Below are 22,514 nucleotides of genomic sequence, written 5' to 3'. Positions count from 1 at the left end.
CAGTGGCTCACGAAAAGCTCACACCTGATCGAGCGCGTACATCAGGTCCGCGATCAGATCATCGGCATCTTCGAGGCCGACCGAGAGGCGCAGGAGGCCCGGGGTGACGCCGGTTTCGAGGCGCACTTCCTCGGTGAGGCGCGCATGGGTGGTGGTGCGCGGATGGGTGATCAGCGATTTCGCATCGCCCAGATTGTTGGAGATCAACACCACCGCGAGCGAGTCCGAGAGCGTGAATGCCGCTTCCTGGCCGCCCTTGAGGTCGAGGGCGAGGAGGGTCGAGCCGCGGCTCATCTGGCGCTTGGCCAGATCGTATTGCGGGTGGCTCTTGTGGTGCGGATAGATGACGCGGTTGACCTTGGGGTGCGAAGCGAGGGCCTCGGCGATCTTTTCGGCGCTGTCGGTCATCTGGCGGATGCGCAGGGCGTAGGTTTCAAGACCTTTCAGCAGCACCCAGGCATTGAAGGCGCTGAGGGTGGCGCCCGTCTGGCGGAGGAAGGTGTGGACGTCGGCTTCGATAATGGCTTTCGAGCCCAGCACGATGCCGCCGAGCACCCTGCCCTGCCCGTCGATATGTTTTGTGGCTGAATAGGTGACGAGATCGGCGCCGAGTTCGAGCGGCTTTTGGTAGAGCGCGGTCGAGAAGACGTTGTCGACGATCAGCTTGGCGCCATGGGCGTGGGCAATGTCGGCGACGGCCTTGATGTCGACCAGTTCGAGCGTCGGGTTGGTTGGGGTCTCTATGAAGACGACCTTGGTATTCGGGCGCATGGCGCGGGCGAAATTTTCGGGATCGCGGCCATCGACCAGAGTCGATTCAACGCCAAAGCGCGGCGCATAGTCTTCCACCACATAGCGGCAGCCGCCGAACAGTGCTTGGGCGGCGACGATGTGGTCGCCGGCGCGGACCTGGCTCATCACTGCATTGGTGACGGCGGCCATGCCCGAGGCGAAGCCGCGGGCGGCTTCTGCGCCCTCGATCAGGGCCATGCGCTCCTGGAACATGTCGACGGTGGGATTGGCGAAGCGCGAATAATTGTGGCCCGCGATCTTGTTGAGGAACAGGTCCTCGGCGTGCTGCGAACTTGGGTAGGAATAGCCCGAATTAAGAAAGAGCGCTTCGCTGGTTTCGTTGAAGGGCGAACGCTTGCCTCCACCGTGGACCATCTGCGTCGCTGCCGAGCGCCGCTTGGGATCAAGGAGGGGATTTTTATCTTTAGACATAGCTTCGCCTTCAAACAAAAAAACCGGCACGCAAGTGGCGGCCGGTTACCAACGGTCTTTAGCAATTTGTTTTAAGTGGCTGCAAGCGACCGGCCAAATCACCACTGGAAATGACTAAACCGCAATTGGCCGGTGGCGTCAATGTTCAGGCTTTGCTAGGGAGAGCGACCCCTGATTTGCCGGAGCACCGCACCATGGCAGAGGCCTGGCCGCAAGGCGTCTTTCCTGCACGATTGATCGAAAAGCTGCATGCGCAGGGCGCTATTGCGACGGCGCAGCCATTCGATGCCGACCAGGTGCAACCGGCGAGCCTTGATCTCCGGCTCGGCGATGTCGCCTATCGGGTGCGCTCGAGCTTTTTGCCGGGGCCGGCCCATTCCATGGCCGATCGGATCGAAGCGCTCAAGCTGCATGAAATCGACCTGACGCGCGGGGCGGTGCTGGAGCGTGGCTGCGTCTATCTCGTACCGCTGCAGGAAAGCCTCGACTTGCCGACCGAGGTGAGCGCTTCGGCAAATCCCAAGAGCTCTACCGGACGGCTCGACGTCTTTACCCGCGTCATTGGCGATCGGGCGCGCGGCTTTGACCAGATGCCGGCGGGCTATAAGGGGCCGCTCTATCTTGAAGTCAGCCCGCGCACCTTTCCGGTCTTGGTGCGGACGGGGTCGCGGCTGAGCCAGATGCGCTTCCGCTGCGGCGATACGCGCCTTTCTTCGGCCGAGCATCAGGCGCTGCATGCCAGCGATACGCTTGTCATCGGCGGCGACCAGCCGGTTGGCGAAGGCGTGGCGCTCTCCATCGACCTTCAGGGGGAGGGCCGCAACGGGCTGATCGGGTTCCGCTCCAAGCGGCATACCGGCGTTGTCGATGTCGACAAGAAGAATGCGCTCGACGTGCTCGATTTCTGGGAGCCGCTCTACAATCGCGGGCATCTGGAGCTGACGCTCGACCCGGATGAATTTTACATCCTTGTCAGCCACGAAGCCGTGCATGTGCCACCAAGCCATGCGGCGGAAATGGTGCCTTTCGACCCGCTGGTGGGCGAGTTCCGCGTGCATTATGCCGGCTTTTTCGATCCCGGTTTTGGCCACTCTTCGGCCGGCGGCACGGGGAGCCGCGCGGTGCTAGAAGTGCGCAGCCGCGAAGTGCCGTTCCTCCTGGGCCACGGGCAGAGCATCGGCAAGCTGATCTACGAAAAGCTCGCTGAAAAGCCCGACCGTCTCTATGGCTCGGCACTCGGATCGAACTATCAGGCCCAGACGCTGAAACTCTCAAAGCACTTCAAGTCGTTTCCGTAAGGGCGGCTTGACGGCTTCACAGATTTCCCGCATCTAGTGGCGCGTCGCGGGTGTAGCTCAATGGTAGAGCAGAAGCTTCCCAAGCTTACGACGAGGGTTCGATTCCCTTCACCCGCTCCATCAATTTTTTCAATGACTTAAGCCGGCTTGCCGAAGGGCGAGACCCAGCGATTTTGCGCTCGGTTTGTCGCTGCATCGGCCCCGGCCGCGGAGCCGATCAGGCTTGAGGCGGGAGAACGGCGGCCCTGCCGAGTTCCGTCAGCCCGTAGACGCCACGGCTTTCCCTGACGAACCAGCCATAGACGTTACTACGCAAAATTGTCGGGGCTCTGGCGACCAGAACCTTTAGCTGCCTGGGGCTTTGGGGGCCGGCCAGCAAGGCGGTGGCGCAGACAATGCAGTCCTGCCGGTAGGCGGTCATGATCGGTTTGCCGCGGCCGCCGCCCAATTGTGGGTCGCCCACGCGGCGCTTGTGCTCATCAAGCAGCCGGGAGCGCCTTTTGGGGTCCCGGCGCGGTGTCGCTGCAAATGGCGCGACGATGACATCAACTACGCCAGAAGCCGAGACAGCGATAAGGCCGAAGCCCAGGCGTCGGCACAGATTGCGGAAGCGCGCGTCATGCTCGCGCCCCTTGCCGGTCTTGGAGGTGCGGGCGGCGAGCCAGACCTCGTCGCAAATCGCCGCGCGATTGACGCCCTGCATGACGAGTTCGAGATTGAACGTCAGCTTCATCTCGCAAACCACGACCACTTGCGGGTCGCCGTCTTTGACGCCGACCAGGTCGCAGCCATTGACTTCGCCTTTGACCGAGTAGCCGGCGCCCTCCATGAAGGCCTTCAGCGGCAGATAAAGGTCCGTCTCTACCATCAAACTCGCTTCGCCCGGATGCGCACGAATTTGATCTAGCTGAGTCTCGAAGCGGGCGCAGCGATTGCCGGCAATTGGGCAATCATTTTCGGTAAGGCCGACGTTTAGGGCTAGCTTCTCGCCCCGGCCGCTGGCGGCTGGACGCTTTCGGTGGAATAGCCGGACGCTGCCGTCAAACTGGCGTTGCCAGCCGAACGGCAGTTCCGGACCTCACCCTTTGCAGCCAATCACGACTTTACCGTCGTGGATTGCGAGGTTGCGGCCTCATATCTCGGCCGCCCTGCGGGCCGAAAGACGCTGAATATCGCACCGCCATTGCTGACACGGGATTGAACCAGCTCGAGGGCCCGGTCAGAGCCAATCCCCGGAAAAAGGCGCTTTCCCTGGCCAAGGATTAGCGGGAACGTGATCAGGTTGATTTCGTCGATCAGGTTGCGTTCGAGCAGCCAGCGAACCAGTTGCCCGCTGCCATGAACCTGAAGCTCGCCGCCCGGTTCGGCCTTAAGCTTTCGGATGGCCGTCTCGATGTCTGCCGAGATCACCTCCTTTGCCCATTTCGCGTCCTTCAGGGTGGTGGACACGACATATCGGGCGCGCGTGTTGAGCGCCACTGCCACTGGGTTGTCGGGAGGGATTTCCGCCATTGCCCCCCAGGATGCTGCGAAGACCTCATAGGTCCACCGTCCAAAGAGAAACGCATCCGCGCGCGCATAGATTTTTCCCAATTCCGCCGCCGCATCTTCATCGAAAAGGGGCAGCACCCATCCGCCGCGGTCGAAGTCGCCCCGGCGATCTTCGTCCGGCGTTCCCAGCCCCTGCATAACCCCATCAACAGAGATCATTGTTGTCGTAGTCAGCTTCATTTTGTTTCCTCCTCCAGCGCGCGGCGATGCCGTACGGGCAAGCCAACAGGCCATTCTGAGATGTTCGCCTGGAGCGAAAGCGCGGTAAGCGAGTGCGTGACCAAGCTAGACGTCGACGTTCCTGGAAGGCCCCGGTCGACAAAAACCTGCAAAAAAGATGATGCGACCCCGCCAGGTTGAGGCCCACGTGAGATGGCCACTGTCCGGCCTGGTAACGCGGGCGAACAGCAACGCGCCTCAGTTTGAGCCGCTGCACGCGTGGGGGCGCTACACCCCCGAACCTAGATACTCGCGGAAGCACCGAGAATTCGGCTTGACAGAACTTTGAGAAAAGGATTTTTCTTTTGTGAGAAAAGGGTTTTTCACGGGATCGACAATTGTCAGTGCTGCCGACCAAGCGAGTGCGAATTTATGACGTTGCGCAGGCGGCGGGCGTCAGTGTTGCGACCGCGTCGAAAGCGCTGAACGATACCGGACGCATGACGGACGAGACCCGATCGCGCGTCAAGGAAGCGGCAAGCAGCCTTGGGTTTCGGCCCAATGCGATGGCGCGTGGACTTATTCAGCGCCGCAGTTTTACGGTGGGCCTTCTTACGAACGACACCTACGGGCGTTTTACCCTACCCCTGATGGCGGGGGTTTCCGAGGCGCTGGTCGATCAGGGCGTGTCGGTTTTCCTCTGCGCCATCGAGGACGATCCCGCGCTCGCAAAAATCCATGTCGACGCGATGCTCGACAAGCAGGTCGATGGCATCATCGCCTCGGGCAAGCGCATTGACCGGCAATTGCCGGTCGACCTGACCAACCTCAGCGTGCCTGTCGTCTATGCCTTCACCAAGGGGCCGGACGATGCGGTGAGTCTCGTTTCCGACGATGCGGAAGGGTCGCGCGAGGCGGTCGAATGGCTCCAGAGCCTTGGCCGGCAGCGCATCGTGCATGTCACCGGCCCCAAGACCTTTGCCTCGGTGGAAGAGCGCGCCGGCGCCTATCGCGCTTCGGTCGGCGAGGGCGCCAGGGTTCTATATGGCACCTGGTCCGAGCAATGGGGCCACGAGGCCGTCGCCCAGCTCTGGGGCGAAGCGGCCGAAAAACCCGACGCCATTTTCTGCGGCAATGACCAGATCGCCCGCGGCGTGGTCGACGCGCTGCGCGAGCGCGGCGTAGCCGTTCCGGGGGACGTCTCGGTCGTCGGTTTCGACAATTGGGAAATTGTGGCCGCAGCGACGCGGCCGCCACTGACGACGATCGACATGAATCTGAAGGAACTCGGCCGGGAGGCCGGTCGCCTGGTTCTGGCTTTGGCAGCGGGAGAGACTGTCGAGCCGGGAATACGCAAGCTGCCATGCCAGCTTGTGATCAGACAATCCTGCGGGGGTGTTCCCCGCAGCTGAAACGCAGGGGCCGGCGCACTGGCCCACTTTGGGAGGAGTACATCATGATCCGCAAACTACTGGTCGCAACCAGTCTTGCCTCGCTGTGCCTTGTGTCGAACGCAGTGGCGCAGGAAACCATCAATATGTGGGTGCGCACCGGCATCGGTACCGCATTCACCTCGCTGGCCGACGCCTACAATGCCAGCCACGAAAACCAGATCGCGCTGACCGAAGTGCCGTTTGCCGAACTGGTGCAGAAATATGCGACGGCCATTGCCGGCGGCCAGGCGCCCGACGCGCTGTCGCTGGACCTGATCTACACGCCCGCCTTCGCAGCCGCTGGGCAGTTGCAGGACCTGACCGACTGGGCCAAGGGCCTCGACTACTTTGAGAGCCTCTCGCCCTCGCATGTTGCCCTCGGCACCTATGAAGACAAGGTCTATGGCCTGCCGCTGCTGGTCGAAACCTCGGTGCTCGCCTGGAACAAGGGCCTTTACGAGCAGGCTGGACTCGACCCCGAAAAGGCACCGGCCAATTGGGATGAAGTCGAAGCCAATGCCGAAGCCATTCGCGCCCTCGGTGGGGACAATTACGGTTTCTATTTCTCCGGCGGCTCCTGCGGCGGCTGCATGATCTTCACCTTTACCCCGCTGGTCTGGGCTTCGGGTGTCGACATTCTCTCAGAGGATGGCCAGACGGCGACGCTCGACACGCCCCAGATGCGTGCTGCGGTCGACAAGTATCGGTCCATGGTCGAAAAGGATCTGGTTCCAGAGGGTTCGGCGACCGACAATGGCGTCAATTTCCTGAGCTTCACCAATGGCAAGATCGGGCACCAGAGCCTGGGCGCCTTTGCCATCGGCACGCTGGTCAATGACTATCCCGATATCGACTTCGGCGTGACCCTGATCCCGGGCATCGAAGGGGGCACTTCGTCCTTTGCCGGCGGCGACAATATCGTCGTCACCAAGGACACGCCGCGCCTTGCTGCCGTGCAGGAATTCATCGAGTTCGCCTACTCGCCTGAAGGCCAGAAGATCCTGGCACAAAACGGCTCGCTGCCGACCCGCTCGGATATTGCGGCTCAAACGCTGGAAGGGCTCGACGCTCGCCTGCAGGTTGCCGTCGACGCCATCGGCGTGGCCAAGACGCCCTATACGCTGCTGTTCAACGACCTGATCAACAGCGCCAATGGCCCTTGGGCAACCTTCACCAATGCCGCCATCTATGGCGACGACGTGGACGGCGCCTTTGCCACGGCCCAGTCCGAAATGCAGTCGATCATCGACAACGCGCCCTGATGGGGAACAGCGGGAGGTTTTGGCTCGCCAGAGCCTCCCGCATCTTCAACCGGATCTTTCCATGTCCATGACTATCGCCACACCACTTGCGGCTGCAGACAAACCGCGACGCCGCGCGCGCAAAAGCCGGCAGTGGCAGGGGCTGCTCTATATCGCGCCGGCCATAATCCTCGTGACAATCTTCTTCGTCATTCCGGTGCTGTTCACCGTTTGGATGAGCTTTCACAACTGGCCGCTGCTGGGCCAGCCGAGCTGGATCGGGCTCGACAATTATATCAGAATGTTCAGCGATACGCGGTTTGCGGCGGCGCTGAGCTTTACCGCCTACTATACGGTCATTGCGACCATCGCGATTTTTGCCCTGGCCTTTCCGCTGGCGCTTTTCGTGCAGAACGAGCGGCGTGGGGTCAGCGCCTATCGTACCATTTTCTTCCTGCCGGTGGTGGTGGGTCTTGCGACGGCCTCGCTGCTTTGGGTGTGGCTCGCCAATGTCGATAGCGGGCTCTTCAGCCCGATCCTGCGCGCCTTTGGCGTCACCGGGCGGAGCGCCAACCTCCTCGCCACGTTCAACAATGCGTTTGCGACCATCATCGTCATGGTCGTCTGGAAGATCGTAGGCTTCACCATGATCATCCTGCTCACCGGGCTGCAGTCCATTCCGAGCGATCTGATCGAGGCAGCGCGCATCGATGGCGCCAGCCGCTGGCAGCGTTTTCGTTTCCTCACCCTGCCGCTGATGCGCCGGACGCTGGCGCTGGCGCTGATCCTGTCGGTCACCGGCTCAGTGCTGGCCTTCGACCAGTTCTACATCATGACCAGCGGGGGGCCGCAGAACCGCATGATTTCGGTCGTCTACTATATCTTCAACCAGTCCTTTGTGTCCTTTCAGCTCGGTTATGGCTCGGCGCTGTCGATCGTGCTTCTCGGCATCCTGGTGGCGCTCAGCGTCGTTCAGCTCTGGCTGCTGCGCGTGGGAGACGAGAAATGAGCGCGGCGATCAAACAGGCGCGCGCCCGGCGCAAATTTCTGGGCGGCATGGGCTTTCACGGCTTTGGGGTTTTGGCCTCGTTCTTCTTCCTCGCCCCATTCTTCTGGGCCGGGCTGTCGTCGCTCCGCCCGGGCAGCCAATCGCAGACGCCACCGCTGCCGCCGTGGCCGACCAATGGCATCAGTTTTGACAGCTATGCGACGCTCGACACATTTGGCTCCGGCGTCTGGCAGCACACGTTCAACTCGCTGCTGGTGTCGCTCAGTACGGTCGTGCTGACGGTGATCGTGTCGCTACTCGCCGGCTATGGTTTTTCCCGCTACAGGTTTCCGTTCAAGAACGTCTTCTTCGTCTTGATCATCGCCACGCTGATGATCCCGTTCCAGTCGATCCTGACGCCGCTCTTCATTATCCTCGCCAAGCTCGGGCTCAACAATTCGCTCGTCGGGCTGATCCTTGTCTATGTGACGCTGCAGCTGCCCTTCTCGGTCTTCATGATGCGCAATGCCTTCGATGCGGTGCCGCGCGAAATCGAAGAGGCGGCCCGGATCGATGGGGCGCGCGATCTCAAACTGCTGGTGCGCGTGCTGCTGCCGCTGGTTATGCCCGGGGTCGCGACGGTAGCGATCTTTGCCTTCCTCAATGCCTGGAACGAGTTCCTCGCGGCGCTGATCCTGCTCTCGGACAATGACAAATACACCCTGCCGGTGCTGATGACGGCCGTTCGCGCCGGGCGGCTGGGTGCCATCAACTGGGGAGCTGTGCAGGCTGGCGTGATGGTCATGACCATCCCCTGCCTCGTCATCTTCCTCCTGCTGCAACGCTACTACATGCGCGGCCTGATGGCCGGCGCCGTCAAATGACTTCCAACCCGATGGATCACACCATGACGCTCTCGCCCAATCGCCAATTCCGCCCGCTGCCCGTGCCTTCCGTAACCGTCGAGGGCTATTGGGGCGACTGGCAGGAAGCCGTGTGCGATCACACCGCTGCAGCCCTCCTCGATCGTTGCGTCGAAGCGGGCATGCTCAACCAGATCAATGTGGATGTGCCGAGCCCCGGCATCGTCATTCCCATCACGACCTGGACCGGCACGTCGCAGATGTTCTGGGACAGCGACCTCGGCAAATCGATCGAGACCATCGCCTATTCGCTCTACCGCAAGCCCAACCCGGAGCTTGAAGCCCGGGCCGATGCCATCATCGACATGTATGAGAAACTGCAGGACCCGGACGGGTACCTCAATTCCTTCTTCCAGCGCATCAAGCCGGAATGGAAGTGGACCAATCTGCGCGATTTTCACGAGCTTTATTGTGCCGGCCACATGATGGAAGGCGCGGTCGCCTACTATCAGGCGACGGGCAAACGCAAGTTCCTCGACATCATGTGCCGCAAGGCGGACTACCTCGTCAAAATGTTCGGCCGCGGGCCGGGACAGGTGCGCGGCTATTGCGGGCATGAGGAAATCGAGCTGGCTCTGGTGCGGCTGTCCCGCGCGACAGGCAAAGAGGCCTATATGGACCTCGCCAAATTCTTCGTCGACGAGCGCGGGCAGGACCCCAAATTCTTCATCGAGGAGGCCATTGCCCAGAAGCGCGACGTGCGCGGCCACCAGAAGGATACGCTGGGCTATGGCCAGTCGCATCTGCCAGTGCGTGAACAGACCAAGGTGGTCGGCCACGCCGTGCGGGCCATGTATCTCTATTCGGGCATGGCCGATATCGCGACCGAATATCACGATGACAGCCTGACCACGGCGCTCGAAACACTCTGGGCCGACCTGACGCAGAAGCAGATGTATGTCACCGGCGGGATTGGGCCGGCGGCGTCGAATGAGGGCTTTACGGACTATTACGACCTGCCCAATGACACCGCCTATGCCGAGACCTGCGCCTCGGTGGGCCTCGTCTTCTGGGCCAGCCGCATGCTGGGGCGGCGCCCGAGCGGCCTCTATGCCGATATCATGGAGCAGGCGCTCTATAATGGCGCCATCTCGGGCCTTTCCACGGACGGCAAGACGTTCTTTTACGAGAACCCGCTCGAAAGCACGGGCGGCCACCACCGCTGGACCTGGCACCCCTGCCCCTGCTGCCCGCCCAATATCGCGCGCCTCGTCACCTCGCTCGGCTCCTATATCTATGGCGTCGCCGACGACGAAATTGCCGTGCATCTTTATGCGGAGAGCCAGGCGCGGGTTGAGCTGGCCAATGGCGCAAAATTCACGCTGACGCAGAAGACCAATTATCCCTGGTCGGGCAATATCGACATCCATATCGAGCCCGAGGCTCCGGCCCGGTTCGCCGTCTCCCTGCGCATTCCGGCATGGGCGCATGGCGCCAAGCTGGCCGTCAACGGCAAGCAGGAGGACATCGCGGCCCTGACGGCCGATGGCTATGTGCGCATCGAGCGCGAATGGCAAAAAGGCGATGCGGTCAGCCTGGACCTGCCGCTCGAGCCGCGGACCTTGCGCGCGCACCCTGCCGTTCGGCACGATGCCGGACGCGTTGCCGTGATGCGTGGACCGCTGGTCTATTGCCTCGAAGGCACCGACAATGGCGCGGGCCTCAATTCGATCCTGTTGCAGCGTGGGCTCGGACAGGCGCAGACTGCGACCATTCCGAACCTTCGCGGTGCCATCGCCATCGACATTCCGGTGCTGCGCGAAAGCGCCGAGAACTGGGGCGACGCGCTTTATGCCGACAAGGCGCCGCAGACCGAGGCGGAGCAGGCGCGGCTCGTGCCCTATCATCTGTGGGACAATCGCGAGCCCGGCGAAATGCTGGTCTGGCTGCGCGAACGCTGAAGGAGCGATCATGGCAAATGCAACTGGCATGGCTCTGAGGCAGGTCCGCAAGAGCTTTGGCTCGACCGACGTTATTCACGGCATCGACCTTGATGTGCAGGCCGGAGAGTTCGTCGTCTTTGTCGGCCCATCGGGCTGCGGCAAGTCTACACTCCTGCGCATGATTGCCGGGCTCGAAGAGGTCACCGACGGGGAAATCAGCATTGGCGGCCGCGATGTGACGGATCTTGATCCCTCGCAGCGCGGCATTGCCATGGTGTTTCAGTCCTACGCGCTCTATCCGCATATGAGTGTGCGGGACAATCTCGGCTTTGGCCTCAAGATGGCCAATACGCCCAAGGCGGAAGTCGAGACGCGGGTCGCCGCTGCGGCAAAAATCCTCAAGATCGAGCCGCTGCTGGAGCGGCGTCCGGGCCAGCTGTCGGGCGGCCAGCGCCAGCGCGTTGCCATCGGCCGCGCCATCGTGCGCAAGCCGGACGTGTTCCTCTTTGACGAGCCGCTCAGCAATCTCGATGCCGAACTGCGTGTATCGATGCGGATCGAGATCGCGCGGCTCCACAAGGAGCTGGGCAATACCATGATCTACGTGACCCACGACCAGACAGAGGCCATGACGCTTGCCGACAGAATCGTGGTGTTGCGCGATGGCAAAATCGAGCAGGTCGGCACGCCGCGCGAAGTCTACGAAAACCCGAACAACATCTTCGTTGCCGGCTTCATCGGCTCGCCCAAGATGAACTTCATCGAAGGCGTCGTGGTGGACGGCGGCGTGGCGTTTTCCGGGCGGACCATCGGGCTGGGATACACACCGGCCGAGCCCGGAACTGCGGTGACCATCGGCATTCGGCCCGAGCATATCGAGGTGGGCGGTGGCGGCGAAGCGGCATTCTCGGTCGGCGTCGACTTCAGCGAGTATCTGGGGGGAACGCAATATCTCTATGCCACCCTGCCCGATGGACAGAGCCTGATCATTGAGCATCGTGAGAATAGCGACATTGGCAGGGACACCTCTCTGACGGTCTCCTGCGATCCCGGGCGGATCGAGGTGTTTTCGGCGGCGGGATCACGGATCGGGCGGCAGCGCTGACGAGGCGCTCCAAAACCTGCCAAACAATCGCAAATAGGACTAGCCAAAGCAGTGGCGGAAAGGTGTGATGCCGCACCTCGTGCAGCGCTCCCTGCGGCGACCGCACGCTCCAAAGGTGGAACGAAGGACTTTTGATGTCGCCACAGATACGCCAGGCACGCCCGGAAGACAGGTCTGCCCTGTTTTCGATCTGTCTCCTGACTGCCGATGCGGGCGCCGATGCTTCCGCCCTTTATTCGGACCCGGACTATCCGGGACTGGTCTGGTCTGTGCCCTATCTCGAATTCGCCCCCGAGCACGCTTTCGTGCTGGAGGATGACGGCGCCATCATTGGCTATGTCGTTGGAACAACCGACTCGCAGGCTTTCGAACGCCGACTTGATGCCGATTGGTGGCCCATGCTGGCCGAAAAATATGCCGGGCGCGAAGCTGTCGGCAAACTGGACAAGAATGTGCTCGATCGCATTCGCCAGCCCAAGCACGGCAATGCGTCGCTATCCGATCGCTATCCGGCGCATCTGCACATCAATCTCCTGCCGCCGGCCCAATCGGGCGGTTGGGGCCGCAGGATGATCGAGGCCGAACTCGACTCGCTGCGAAAGGCCGGTGCCAAGGCGATGCATCTTGGGCTGAGCCTGACCAATGATCGGGCCTATGGCTTTTACAAGCATATCGGCCTCAGCGAGATCGGGCGCGACGAGGCCATCTGGATGGGTATTGAACTCTAGGCGCTATTCGGCGGCGATGGTGGATATTGACGACAGGGCTGCCGGCTGACCTAGAGCCGTGACCGGGGCGCGCGACGCGGCGGCCTCGGCCACCAGCCATTGGCGGAAGCGAGCGATGCGCGGCAGGTTGGCCTTGTGCGGCGTGGCGGCGAAGAAATAGGAAAATTCCACCGGCCGGGGCTCGCCGAATGGCACGACGAGGCGGCCAGCCTCGATATCGGCGGCGGCGAGGCGGAGTTTTGCGAGGCCGACCCCCTGCCCTTCTATTGCCGCATCGATGATGAGCGAGGACTGGTTGAAGCGAAAACCGGGCGCGGCACTGGCGAGAGGCTTGCCGGTGCCCCGAAGCCAGGCGGACCAATCAGGGCAAGATGGGTCACGCTCCGGGCCGTCTTCATGGAGGAGCGGCGCATCGGCCAGTGCTGAGGGACCGGCGCGCAGGCCGTGCTGGACGGCGAAAGCCGGGCTGCAGACGGGCACGACGGCTTCGCCAAACAGCCGATCGACGGCGAGGCCCGGATAGGAGCCGAGGCCGTAGCGGATGACGCAGTCGGAATCGTCATTGGCCAAATCGACGAGACGGGCCGAGGCGTCAACGAGCACTTCGAGCTCGGGCAGAGTTTTGCGCAGGGCGGCAAGTCGTGGCACCAGCCACTTGCTGGCAAAGGATGGGGCGACTGAAATGCGGATCGGCGCTGTCTCGGTGTCCTCGGAAAGTCTTGCGACAGCATCGAGGACGCGGTCGAAGGCATCGGTCAGGCCCGGCATCAGCGCTTGACCGGCCTCGGTCAAGACGAGTTGGCCCCGATGGCGCAGGAATAGCGGCTGGCCGAGATGATCTTCCAGCTGGCGCACCTGCTGGCCGATGGCGGCCGAAGTCACATGCAGTTCCTCGGCAGCCCTCACGAAACTCAATTGCCGCGCCGCGGCAACGAAGGCGCGCAGCGATGTCAGCGGCGGCAGACGCGCCAGCGTCGTGGGGGCAGATCTGCTGCGATGGCGTCCATTGTTCTGCATGGCCAATAGCATGCACGCGGCTTGCGCAATGACGAGGCCGGGCTTTGCGAATGGGGCAGTACGGAGACAAATTGCTTCGCCGGAAGCGCCTGGCGATTGGAATAGCAATCTAAAAATTCTTAATGTCTATAATTTCAGTAGATTAATGACCACTGAAACGACTCCTTGCCGAGCGAAGATGCGCTGCCGGTCCGCGGCTAAGGTCCAGACAGTTCTGGAACAAACATATCGTCGAAAGGCATTCTTCTCGCAGCAGACAGAAAATCATTCTTCAACTTTGGAGAAAGCGGGGCGATGCTTGGTGCAGCACATTCCCGAGAGAGGCACATATGAGCACCCAAGCCATCAGCAAAGCGACATTGATCGACTGGCTCGGCGACAAGGCCGAACTGGCAGTTCTCGATATCAGGACGGCGGAAGAAGTGGGCTACGCCTCACCGCTTTTTGCCACCAACCTGCCCGCTGCGCGGCTCGATGCTGAAATCGACCGGTTCATTCCGCGCCGGGTGGTGCGGACTGTGCTGGTCGATGACGGCAAGGGCGCGGCCAAGGTTGCGGCGGAGCGGCTGGCCGGCAAGGGTTGGCAAAGCCTCTTCTATCTCGGAGGCGGCATTCCGGCCTGGATCGAGGGTGGCGTCGAAAGTCTGCCGACCTTTGATATTCCCGGTGTGCCCTTTGTCACAAAGGTGCGCGACGAAAAGGGGACGCCCGTGGTCAGCGCCAGCGAACTCAAGGCGCTGCGGGACAAGGGCGAAGACGTCATCGTGCTCGATAGCCGTACGGTGCCGGAATACTCCAGGGAGCATGTGCCTGACGCGGTGAGCGTGCCGGGGGCGGAACTGCTGCTGCGCTTCAAGGATCTGGTGCCATCGGCAGATACCAAGGTGCTGGTTTCCTGCGCCGGTCTGCCGCGCGCCATTCTTGGTGCACAGACGTTGATCGATGCGGGCGTGCCCAATTTCGTCGCCTATCTCGATGATGGCACCAAGGGCTGGACCAATGCCGGACTGACGCTCGAAACCGGCAAGACCCGCGCCTATGGCGACGCCAGCGAGGCGGCCAAGGCGTTTGCGGCCAAGCATGTCGAGGCGCTGTCCAAGGATGACAGCCTGCTGTTCATCGACCGCGCGACGGCCGAAGCCTGGGCCAAGGATGAGAGCCGCACGACCTACTATCTCGATGTTCGCACGCCCGAGGAATTTGCCGTGAGCCACCTGCCGGGCACGATTTCCTCGGAAGGCGGGCAATTGCTGGGCGTCGCCTATCGCACCATTGCAGTCCGCGGATCGCGCGTCATTCTCGTCGATGACCTGCTTGGTGTGCGGGCGCGCACCGTGGCGCACTGGTTGCGTCGACGCGGCTATGAAATCGGCATCCTGCTCCACGATTTTACTGCGGCTGAGCTCGGCGCCGTAGCCTGACCTCCGGGCCGGCCGTGGACGCGGCCGGCCGTTTCACCCCAATCCCGGACACATCATCATGCCTAAACTCTGGACGCCTTCGCGGCGCCATTTCCTCGGCTATTCCGCAGCTGCGCTCGGCATTGGCCTCGTCACGCGCCCCAGCTTTGCCCAGTCCACGCCGCAGCATGGGGGCACGCTGGTGGTCTCGCAGAGCAATGACCCGGTGGCACTCTCGGGCATTGCCCATACCGGTGTGAGCGGCGAGGCGAGCAAGGCGCTCGAAGGGCTGCTCTCCTATGACTTCGATCTCAATCCGGTGCCGCAACTGGCGACGGACTGGTCGGTGTCGGCGGATGGGCTGACCTATACGTTCAAGCTGCGGCCCGGCGTAAAGTGGCATGACGGACAGCCCTTCACCTCGGCTGACGTCGCCTTCTCGCTCAATGCCATCAAGGAGGTGCATCCGCGCGGCCGCGTGACCTTTGCGCCGCTGACCGAAGTGCAGACGCCGGACGAGCATACGGCGGTGCTAAAACTTTCGCGCGTGGCGCCCTATCTGCTGACGGCCTTTGCGGCAGTCGAGACGCCCATCGTGCCCAAGCATCTTTATGAGGGCACCAATGTCGCGGAAAACCCGCACAACAATGCGCCGGTCGGAACCGGGCCCTGGGTGTTCAAGGAATGGGTGCGCGGCAGCCATGTGCGCTATGAGCGCAATCCCGACTATTGGGACGCGCCAAAACCCTATTTCGATGCGCTGATCTATCAGGTCATTCCCGACGCGGCGGCCCGGTCCATCGCTTTTGAAACCGGCGAAGTGCATATCGGCGGGGGCGCCAATGTGCCGATCCCGGTGAGCGATCTCGCGCGCTTCGAGGCGCTCGAGCATATTGGCTTCGATCGCCGCGGACAGGGCTATATCAACGGCGTGCAGCGCATCGAATTCAATCTCGAAGTGCCGTTCTTCCAGGACCAGCGCGTCCGTCAGGCCTTTGCCCATACGATCGACAAGTCGGTGATCCACCAGACGGTTAATTTTGGCTATGGCTCGGTGATCCCCGGCCCGATCGCCGATACGCTGACGAAATTCTATGAGCCGGGCCTCAAAACCTATGCGATCGATACAGGCAAGGCGGAATCCCTGCTCGATGCCGCCGGTTTTCCGCGGGGTGCCGATGGCATTCGCCACAGGTTGACGCTCGACCCGCTCGGCGGGTCGGATCACCACAAGCGCGGCTCGGAATATATCAAGCAGGCGCTGGCCGGGATCGGGGTCGAGGTGAGCCTGCGGACCCAGGATTTCCCGACCTATATCAAGCGCGTCTATACCGACCGCGACTTTGAATTCTCCTATCACGGCATGAGCAATCTGTTCGATCCGACAGTGGGCGTGCAGCGGCTCTATTGGAGCAAGAATTTCAAGCCCGGCATCCCCTTCACCAATGGTTCCAAATACGAAAGCGCGGCGGCCGACGGGTATCTTGAGGCAGCGGCAATCGAGCAGGACCCGGCAAAGCGCCGCCAGTTCTTCACCGATTTCCAGAACCAGGTGATCGAGGACCTGCCCGACATCAACACCGTCAGCACGGTGGCCGCCACGGTCTACAACAAGCGCGTCGTCGACCACACGACCGGCGCACTCGGGCTCGCCGGCAATTTCGCCGACGCGCATTTCGTTTCCTAAGAGATCGAGAGGCCGACGCTCCATGACCAATATTGCTCAAGCCTGGGGCGCCGGTCCCTCGGAACGCTACGAAGCTCTTGCCACCCCGTTCCGCCCGATTTTTGCTGCCATTCGCGAGCGCGCCGTGGAGCGCGATCTCAAGCATGACCTGCCCTATGCCGAGATCGGCTGGCTGCGCGATGCCGGATTTTCAACGCTGCGCGTGCCGGAAGCGCAGGGCGGGTTGGGTTTCACCCTGCCCGAGCTTTTTGCGCTGTTGATCGAGCTTTCAGAGGCCGATGCCAATATCACCAATGCTTATCGCAGCCATCTCGGCTTTACCGAGGATGTGCTCAATTCCCCGCCGAGTGCCTGGCGGGCAACCTGGCTCGAAAAGCTCGGGAAGCGCGAGCTGATCGGCAGTGGGTTTTCGGAAACGGGCGAAGGCAAGATCGGCACTTATTCGACGCGGTTGTCGCTGCGTGATGGGCGCTACATTCTCAATGGCGAGAAGTTTTACACGACGGGCTCGCTCTATGCCGACTGGATCAATCTCGGGGCTGGGGACGACAATGGCGATCCTGTCGGGGCGCTGGTGCCGACCAAAGCCAAGGGAGTGGAAATTCTCGACGATTGGGACGGGTTCGGGCAGGCGCTGAGCGCCAGCGGCACGGCGCGGTTTACCAATGTCGAACTGACGCCGGACCTGATCAAGCCGACGGCGGCGCGCTTTCCCTATGGGGGCGGGTTTTTCCAGCTCGTGCATCTGGCGACGCTGGCCGGTATCGGCAGGGCGGCGACGGGCGATGTGTCGCGGCTGGTTTTTGAGCGCAAGCGCGTTTATGGGCGGGGCAATGCGGCGCGGACGGCGCTCGATCCGCAGGTGTTGCAGGTGGTGGGTCGGGTGCGTAGCGCCGCCTATTCGGCTGGTGCCATTGCGCTGAAAGCCGCTGAGGCGCTGCAGCGGTCTTATCTCGCCAATCTCGGCGAGGACGAGACGGCAAAGGCCAGTGCCAATCTCCATGCGGAGTTGGAGGTCAGCCAGTCAGTGACCGTTGTTACCGACCTCACTCTGAATGCGACGACGGTGCTTTTCGATGCGCTGGGGGCCTCGGCGGCGAAGAAGAGTGCGGGGCTCGACCGACATTGGCGCAATGCGCGGACGATTTCTTCGCATAACCCGCGCATCTATCACGACCGCGTCGTTGGCGATTATTCGGTCAATGGGACGATCCCGACGGCGTTTGGCGGCATCGGGGTTGCAGCGGATCTCTCGCCCAATCTGAAGATCGGGGTGAATTCACAGTGACGGATGCCGGCGCTTCCGAGTTCCTCTGGTACATTCCCAATGAAGTGCGGCCCGGCCATCGCGGCGACGCGCCGGCTGTTGACCACAATAGCCTTGATACGCTGGGGAGCCACGCGCAGGCGCTCGAGGACAATGGCTGGAAGGGTGCCTTGCTCGGCACAGGCTGGGGACGACCGGACACCTTTACCGTTGCGACGGCGCTGGCGGCGCGAACGACGAGGTTCGAGCCGCTGATCGCCGCTCGGCCCGGCTATTGGCGGCCGGCCAATTTTGCGTCGGCGGCGGCGACGCTCGATCATCTCTCGGGTGGGCGCGTGCGCATCAATATCGTCTCGGGCGCCGATAATCTTGCCGCCTATGGCGACAGCGAGGGGGATCAGGCGCATCGCTATGGCCGCACGAAAGAGTTCATGCGGCTGGTTCGCCGGCTTTGGACCGAGGAGGATGTTACCTTCGCGGGCGAGCATTTTGGCGTGACCAAGTCGACCGTGGTGCCGCGGCCTGTGACGAGTGGCGAGCGCAGGCATCCGCGGCTTTATTTCGGTGGCGCCTCAGAGGCGGCGGAGCGTGTGGCGGCGACGGAGGCGGACGTGCAGCTCTTCTGGGGCGAGCCGCTCGATGGGATTGCGGAGCGTATCGATCGGCTCAGGCATTTGAGCCGGACGCTTGATCGCGACCTGCCGCCGCTGCAATTCGGGCTGAGGATCACGACGCTGGTGCGCGACACCAGCGCGGAGGCCTGGCGAGATGCCGAAGCGCGAGTGGAAGAGATGGCCAAGGCGCAGGGCCAGTGGCATGACAATGCCCGCAAATTGGCTGTCGGTCAGCAAAGACTCTTTGCGCTGCAGGAACGCGGCGACGTGCTGGACGAGAACCTCTATACCGCGCCTGGAAAATTCGGGGGTGGCGGCGCGGGGACGACCTGGCTGGTAGGATCAGCGGAGGATGTGGCACGGAGCCTGCAAAAATATCGCGAGCTTGGAGTGACGCAGTTTGTGCTCTCGGATACGCCCTATCTCGCTGAAATCCAGCGGCAGGGGACGCAGCTGCTGCCGCTGCTCAGGGGCGAGGGTTTGGGCGGGCCAATTTCGATCCCAGAACGGCCAGCGGTATGACGGCGAACACGCTAGTGGTCGAGAGCTGCCAGCGTCAGTGAAACAATCTGGGCAGCGTTGGACAGACGCGCCTAGAAGACGCGGCCTTCGTCGAAATCGGCGCGGGTGCCGTTTAGGTAGAAATCGCCCAGCACGCGCCCGCGCAGGGCAGCGGGGTTGTGATTGCACAGGGTGCGGATATTGCGCCAATGCCGGTCGAAATTGCGCTTTCGCGAGGTGGCGGAGCCGCCGCCGGTATCGAACAGCTGCTGGGCGGCCTGAAGGGCCAGCTTGCCAATAAGAACTTGGCCTTTTGAATTGGCGAGCTGGGCGGCAAGGACGAGGTCGTCGACATCGGGTGCGCCGGCAAGGATGGCGGCGGCGGAGGCATCGAGCTTCCGGGCGGTTTCAGCAATGAGGGTATCGATGGTGTGCGAGGTGGCGGCGATTTCGCCGACGGCCAGTTGCACGAAATGATCGCCGCGCGCCGTTTCGGAGGCCGAATGCTTGGCCGAGCGAGCTTGATCCTGAACGTAGTGGACGGCGTCAGAGAGGACATTGCGGACGATGCCCGCGACCACCGCCATGAGATGCAATTGCGCCCTTGCCGCATTATGGCGGCGGGCATAGGGGCTACCGCCGGTGCGCAGGAGATTGAGTTCGTGCGGCTCGATGCGCACGTTTTCGAGGTGGACGCTACCACTGGCGCTGAGGCGCTGGCCCATGCCGTCCCAATCATCGAGAATGCTGACGCCATCGCGGTTGGCGGGGACCATGACGCCGGTCGGGTTGCCGTCTTCATCCACCGCGCTGAAGCTGGTGTAGTCGGCATAGATGGCGCCGGTGGCGTAATATTTCTGGCCCGTGAGGCGATAGTGGTCCGCATCCTTGCGCAGGGTGGTGCGGATCATGTTGGGCCGCGGTGTGCCCACTTCCATATGGGCGCCGCCGAAGAGTTTTCCAGCCAGCACTTCGGGCGCGAAACGGCGGCTGGTTTCGCTTTCGGGCTCAAGCGCTATGGCTTCGAGAAAACCGAAATGACCGCGCAGGGCATGGGCGATGCCGGAATCCGCCGCAGCCAGAGCGCAGGTGACTTCCACCTGATCGGACAGGCTGCCGCCCGGACCACCGAGATTTTGGGGAATGCGCAGGGCGGTGAGGCCGCTGGCGCGCAGGAGATCGAAGAGTTCGTGCGGCAAGCGGCCCGCAAGTTCGCGCTCGGCGGCGCCTTCGGCGATTTTCTCGGTAATGGCGGGGAGACCTGAGAGAATCTCATCGCGCGAGCGAGGCTGGGAAACCGCCCGGCGCGGCTCGAAGTCGGATACGGTCATTGCTGGTCCCTGGCTGCTGCCGGTGCCCGGCAGAAACGTCAGGGCACGATACGCCGGGCCGCAAACAGATCAATAATGTACATGGAAATTGTAGACTATATGCCTTTGGGCACGCGGTTGAATTTTTCGCGGGAGGCCTAGTTTGGCGTGTGTGCCAGCTTGGTTTCGGCAACAACATTCCAGATGGCGTCAGCCAGCGCGGCTTTGCTCGTCACGGCAAAATCGCGTGGAGTCTGACCGCGTGCTAGGAGCGTGCCGCCATTGGTGCCGACCTGGAAGCCGGTTTCGCTGCTCTCGCCGATGCGGGCCACCGGGTTGGCGAATAGGAAATCCAGCCCCTTGCGCTCGAGCTTGAGCTGGCCGTTTTCAACGACGTCATCGGTTTCGGCGGCAAAGCCGAGGAACCACTGGCCACTGGCGGCGTCGCGGAGCGAGCCGAGCACGTCGACGGACGGCACGAGATCGAGCGTCGTGGCTTCGTTCGCGCGCTTGAGCTTTTTGGCGGAGGGCGTCGCTACGCGATAATCCATGACGGCGGCCGTGGCGATAACGCCACTGGTTTCGGGCAGGATTTTGAGGGCGGCGGCGGCCATTTCCTCCGCCGTGCGAACTTCGACGACGGAGAGACGTGAACTGGCGCCGGTCGGTGCCACGGGACGGATGACGCCCTTGTCGACACCAAGCACCATGCTGACGCGCGCGCCACGGCGGAGCGCTGCCTCGGCCATGGCGGCGCCCATGCGGCCGGTCGAATGATTGGTGATGTAGCGCACCGCATCGATCGGCGTGGTCGTCGGGCCGGAGGTGATGAGGACATGAACGCCGGCCAGATCCTGGCTGGTGGTCTCGTCGAGTTGAGAGTTGATCCCCTGGACGATGCTGTCGACGCTGGCCAATTTGCCGACGCCCACTTCGCCACAGGCCAAAATACCGGAGGCGGGATCGACGAAGCGTGCGCCGGTATCGGCAAGGCTGCGCAGGTGCGTCTGGGTGATCGGCTTGTTCCACATTACCGTGTTCATGGCCGGGGCGATGAGCAGCGGGGCTTCGGTGGCGAGGGCCACGGTGGTGAGGAGATCGTCGGCAAGGCCCAGGGCAAGCCTGGCGAGCGTGTTGGCGCTGGCCGGGGCAATGACGAACAGATCGGCCCAGCGTGCGAGATCGATATGCTCGGTGCCAGAAATGTCGGCGCCGAAAATGGCGGAACGCACAGGATTGCCGCTGAGGGTTTCGAGCACCAGCGGGGTGACGAACTGGGTGGCGCTTTCCGTGAGGATGCAGCGCACCTTATGGCCCTGCTTGGTCAATTGCGAGACGACATCGGCCATCTTGTAGGCGGCGATGCTGCCGGTGATGCCGATCAGGATATTGCTAGCCATTGAGCTGCCCATAGCGGAAGAGCCCCAGCAGCGTCAGGTCTGGCTGGATATCGAAGCGGGGCGAAAGGGTGATGAGCCGCGTGCAGCCGCCAGTGGCAATGAGCTTGGCGCCTTCGAGGTTGGCATCGCGCAGGAGGCGGTCGGCCAGGCCTTCGATCAAGGCTTCATAGCCCTGCAGAACGCCGCTCTGGATCTGCGTTTCGGTGGTGTTGCCGACGGCGCTTTGCGGCCGGACCAGCTCCACCGAGAAAAGCTTTGCCGCCCGGCTTTGCAGCGCCCGCCAGCTGGTATCGAGGCCCGGCACGATGGCACCGCCGACATAGGCCGGACGCGCGTCGATAAGGCAGAAGGTGGTAGCCGTGCCCGCATCGACCAAGAGGAAGGGCGGCTCGGCGATGGTCAGGGCGCCGGCGACATTGGCGAGACGGTCGGCGCCGAGCTGATCTGGAAAGGGCAGATCGAGCTCAAAGTCGCGCTTGAGTTTTGAGGAGACTGAAATCACCTCAATGGAGCGCTTGCCGCTCTGGCAGGCGCCCCGCACGGTCTTTTCGAGGACCGGAACGACCGTCGACAGGATCGCGCGGTCGGCAACTTCCCAGATGCTGGCCTGAAGGTGCTCAGCAAAAAGCTGGTGCAGATGCACCCGGTATTCATCGGCTGTTGCCAGCGGGTCGGTGCGAAAGCGCAATTCGCCCACGACCTTGCCGGCTTCGCTGAACAGGCCCGCTACTGTGTGGGTATTGCCGATATCGAGCAGCAGCCAGTGTTTCGTCATGTCGTAACCA

The 22,514-nt window shown here is 62.5% G+C and carries 19 protein-coding genes, 1 tRNA gene and 1 riboswitch; of the genes, 13 read left to right on the top strand and 7 right to left on the bottom strand.

The annotated features are described in order from the left end of the window. Window positions 1–18: 18 nt before the first annotated feature. Complete coding sequence (metZ, locus tag ACSQ2A_RS00180; protein ID WP_436070603.1) at window positions 19–1,224, bottom strand: O-succinylhomoserine sulfhydrylase; 1,206 nt, start codon at window positions 1,222–1,224, stop codon at window positions 19–21. 39 nt (window positions 1,225–1,263) lie between these two features. Further along, window positions 1,264–1,339, bottom strand: a riboswitch (SAM riboswitch). Between the two features lie 79 nt (window positions 1,340–1,418). On the opposite strand from metZ, the gene ACSQ2A_RS00175 reads away from it, so the two are divergent. Next, entirely contained in the window at window positions 1,419–2,522 is a 1,104-nt protein-coding gene (locus ACSQ2A_RS00175; RefSeq protein ID WP_436070602.1) for a 2'-deoxycytidine 5'-triphosphate deaminase, read from the top strand. Between the two features lie 46 nt (window positions 2,523–2,568). Beyond that, window positions 2,569–2,642 (top strand) — tRNA-Gly (locus ACSQ2A_RS00170). A gap of 97 nt (window positions 2,643–2,739) precedes the next feature. Here the strand turns inward: ACSQ2A_RS00170 and ACSQ2A_RS00165 are convergent. Both ACSQ2A_RS00165 and ACSQ2A_RS00160 read right to left on the bottom strand, forming a co-directional pair. After that, window positions 2,740–3,390 (bottom strand): DUF2161 domain-containing phosphodiesterase, encoded by a 651-nt coding sequence (locus ACSQ2A_RS00165; protein ID WP_436070601.1) that lies wholly within the window; start codon window positions 3,388–3,390, stop codon window positions 2,740–2,742. Window positions 3,391–3,617: 227 nt separating this feature from the next. Continuing rightward, window positions 3,618–4,253 carry a dihydrofolate reductase family protein gene (locus ACSQ2A_RS00160; RefSeq protein ID WP_436070600.1) on the bottom strand — a complete coding sequence of 212 codons (636 nt, stop codon included), beginning with the start codon at window positions 4,251–4,253 and terminating at the stop codon, window positions 3,618–3,620. Window positions 4,254–4,630: 377 nt separating this feature from the next. Between ACSQ2A_RS00160 and ACSQ2A_RS00155 the strand changes: the two genes are divergently transcribed. From ACSQ2A_RS00155 to ACSQ2A_RS00125, 7 genes are all read left to right on the top strand, one after another. Further along, window positions 4,631–5,644: a LacI family DNA-binding transcriptional regulator gene (locus tag ACSQ2A_RS00155; protein WP_436070599.1), complete on the top strand. Its 1,014-nt coding sequence runs from the start codon at window positions 4,631–4,633 to the stop codon at window positions 5,642–5,644. Between the two features lie 44 nt (window positions 5,645–5,688). Further along, entirely contained in the window at window positions 5,689–6,927 is a 1,239-nt protein-coding gene (locus ACSQ2A_RS00150; RefSeq protein WP_295416544.1) for an ABC transporter substrate-binding protein, read from the top strand. 67 nt (window positions 6,928–6,994) lie between these two features. Next, on the top strand, window positions 6,995–7,915 hold the full coding sequence (locus tag ACSQ2A_RS00145) for a carbohydrate ABC transporter permease (protein WP_295416901.1): 921 nt from the start codon (window positions 6,995–6,997) through the stop codon (window positions 7,913–7,915). Beyond that, window positions 7,912–8,778, top strand: coding sequence for a carbohydrate ABC transporter permease (locus tag ACSQ2A_RS00140; protein WP_436070598.1), 867 nt, complete (start codon window positions 7,912–7,914; stop codon window positions 8,776–8,778). The genes ACSQ2A_RS00145 and ACSQ2A_RS00140 overlap by 4 nt, the downstream gene beginning before the upstream one ends. Window positions 8,779–8,801: 23 nt before the next feature. Then, on the top strand, window positions 8,802–10,718 hold the full coding sequence (locus tag ACSQ2A_RS00135) for a glycoside hydrolase family 127 protein (protein ID WP_436071608.1): 1,917 nt from the start codon (window positions 8,802–8,804) through the stop codon (window positions 10,716–10,718). Between the two features lie 10 nt (window positions 10,719–10,728). Next, window positions 10,729–11,805, top strand: coding sequence for an ABC transporter ATP-binding protein (locus ACSQ2A_RS00130; protein ID WP_436070597.1), 1,077 nt, complete (start codon window positions 10,729–10,731; stop codon window positions 11,803–11,805). A 134-nt stretch (window positions 11,806–11,939) separates the two neighbouring features. Next, complete coding sequence (locus ACSQ2A_RS00125) at window positions 11,940–12,533, top strand: GNAT family N-acetyltransferase (protein ID WP_295416535.1); 594 nt, start codon at window positions 11,940–11,942, stop codon at window positions 12,531–12,533. A gap of 3 nt (window positions 12,534–12,536) precedes the next feature. Here the strand turns inward: ACSQ2A_RS00125 and gcvA are convergent, their stop codons facing one another. Beyond that, complete coding sequence (gcvA, locus tag ACSQ2A_RS00120; protein WP_436070596.1) at window positions 12,537–13,550, bottom strand: transcriptional regulator GcvA; 1,014 nt, start codon at window positions 13,548–13,550, stop codon at window positions 12,537–12,539. Between the two features lie 329 nt (window positions 13,551–13,879). Here gcvA and ACSQ2A_RS00115 point away from each other — a divergent pair, with 329 nt between their 5' ends. From ACSQ2A_RS00115 to ACSQ2A_RS00100, 4 genes are read left to right on the top strand one after another with little or no spacing between them, the layout of a single operon-like run. Then, entirely contained in the window at window positions 13,880–14,971 is a 1,092-nt protein-coding gene (locus ACSQ2A_RS00115; RefSeq protein ID WP_436070595.1) for a rhodanese-like domain-containing protein, read from the top strand. Between the two features lie 58 nt (window positions 14,972–15,029). After that, the gene (locus ACSQ2A_RS00110) at window positions 15,030–16,637 is read left to right on the top strand and encodes an ABC transporter substrate-binding protein (RefSeq protein ID WP_436070594.1); all 1,608 of its coding nucleotides are present in this window, start codon (window positions 15,030–15,032) and stop codon (window positions 16,635–16,637) included. 22 nt (window positions 16,638–16,659) lie between these two features. Beyond that, window positions 16,660–17,925 (top strand): acyl-CoA dehydrogenase family protein, encoded by a 1,266-nt coding sequence (locus tag ACSQ2A_RS00105; protein ID WP_436070593.1) that lies wholly within the window; start codon window positions 16,660–16,662, stop codon window positions 17,923–17,925. After that, window positions 17,922–19,040: an LLM class flavin-dependent oxidoreductase gene (locus ACSQ2A_RS00100; protein ID WP_436070592.1), complete on the top strand. Its 1,119-nt coding sequence runs from the start codon at window positions 17,922–17,924 to the stop codon at window positions 19,038–19,040. The genes ACSQ2A_RS00105 and ACSQ2A_RS00100 overlap by 4 nt, the downstream gene beginning before the upstream one ends. Window positions 19,041–19,111: 71 nt before the next feature. Here the strand turns inward: ACSQ2A_RS00100 and ACSQ2A_RS00095 are convergent, their stop codons facing one another. From ACSQ2A_RS00095 to ACSQ2A_RS00085, 3 genes are all read right to left on the bottom strand, one after another. Beyond that, window positions 19,112–20,350: an acyl-CoA dehydrogenase family protein gene (locus ACSQ2A_RS00095; RefSeq protein WP_436070591.1), complete on the bottom strand. Its 1,239-nt coding sequence runs from the start codon at window positions 20,348–20,350 to the stop codon at window positions 19,112–19,114. A gap of 137 nt (window positions 20,351–20,487) precedes the next feature. Continuing rightward, window positions 20,488–21,729, bottom strand: coding sequence for a bifunctional phosphopantothenoylcysteine decarboxylase/phosphopantothenate--cysteine ligase CoaBC (gene coaBC / locus ACSQ2A_RS00090; protein ID WP_436070590.1), 1,242 nt, complete (start codon window positions 21,727–21,729; stop codon window positions 20,488–20,490). Continuing rightward, window positions 21,722–22,504 carry a type III pantothenate kinase gene (locus ACSQ2A_RS00085; protein ID WP_295416513.1) on the bottom strand — a complete coding sequence of 261 codons (783 nt, stop codon included), beginning with the start codon at window positions 22,502–22,504 and terminating at the stop codon, window positions 21,722–21,724. The genes coaBC and ACSQ2A_RS00085 overlap by 8 nt, the downstream gene beginning before the upstream one ends. Window positions 22,505–22,514 lie beyond the last annotated feature (10 nt).

The organism is Devosia sp. LjRoot3, assembly GCF_964252865.1.
GTDB lineage: Bacteria > Pseudomonadota > Alphaproteobacteria > Rhizobiales > Devosiaceae > Devosia.
The sequence above is the reverse complement of the archived record's forward strand: the minus strand, read 5'-3'. Positions and strand labels throughout refer to the sequence as shown.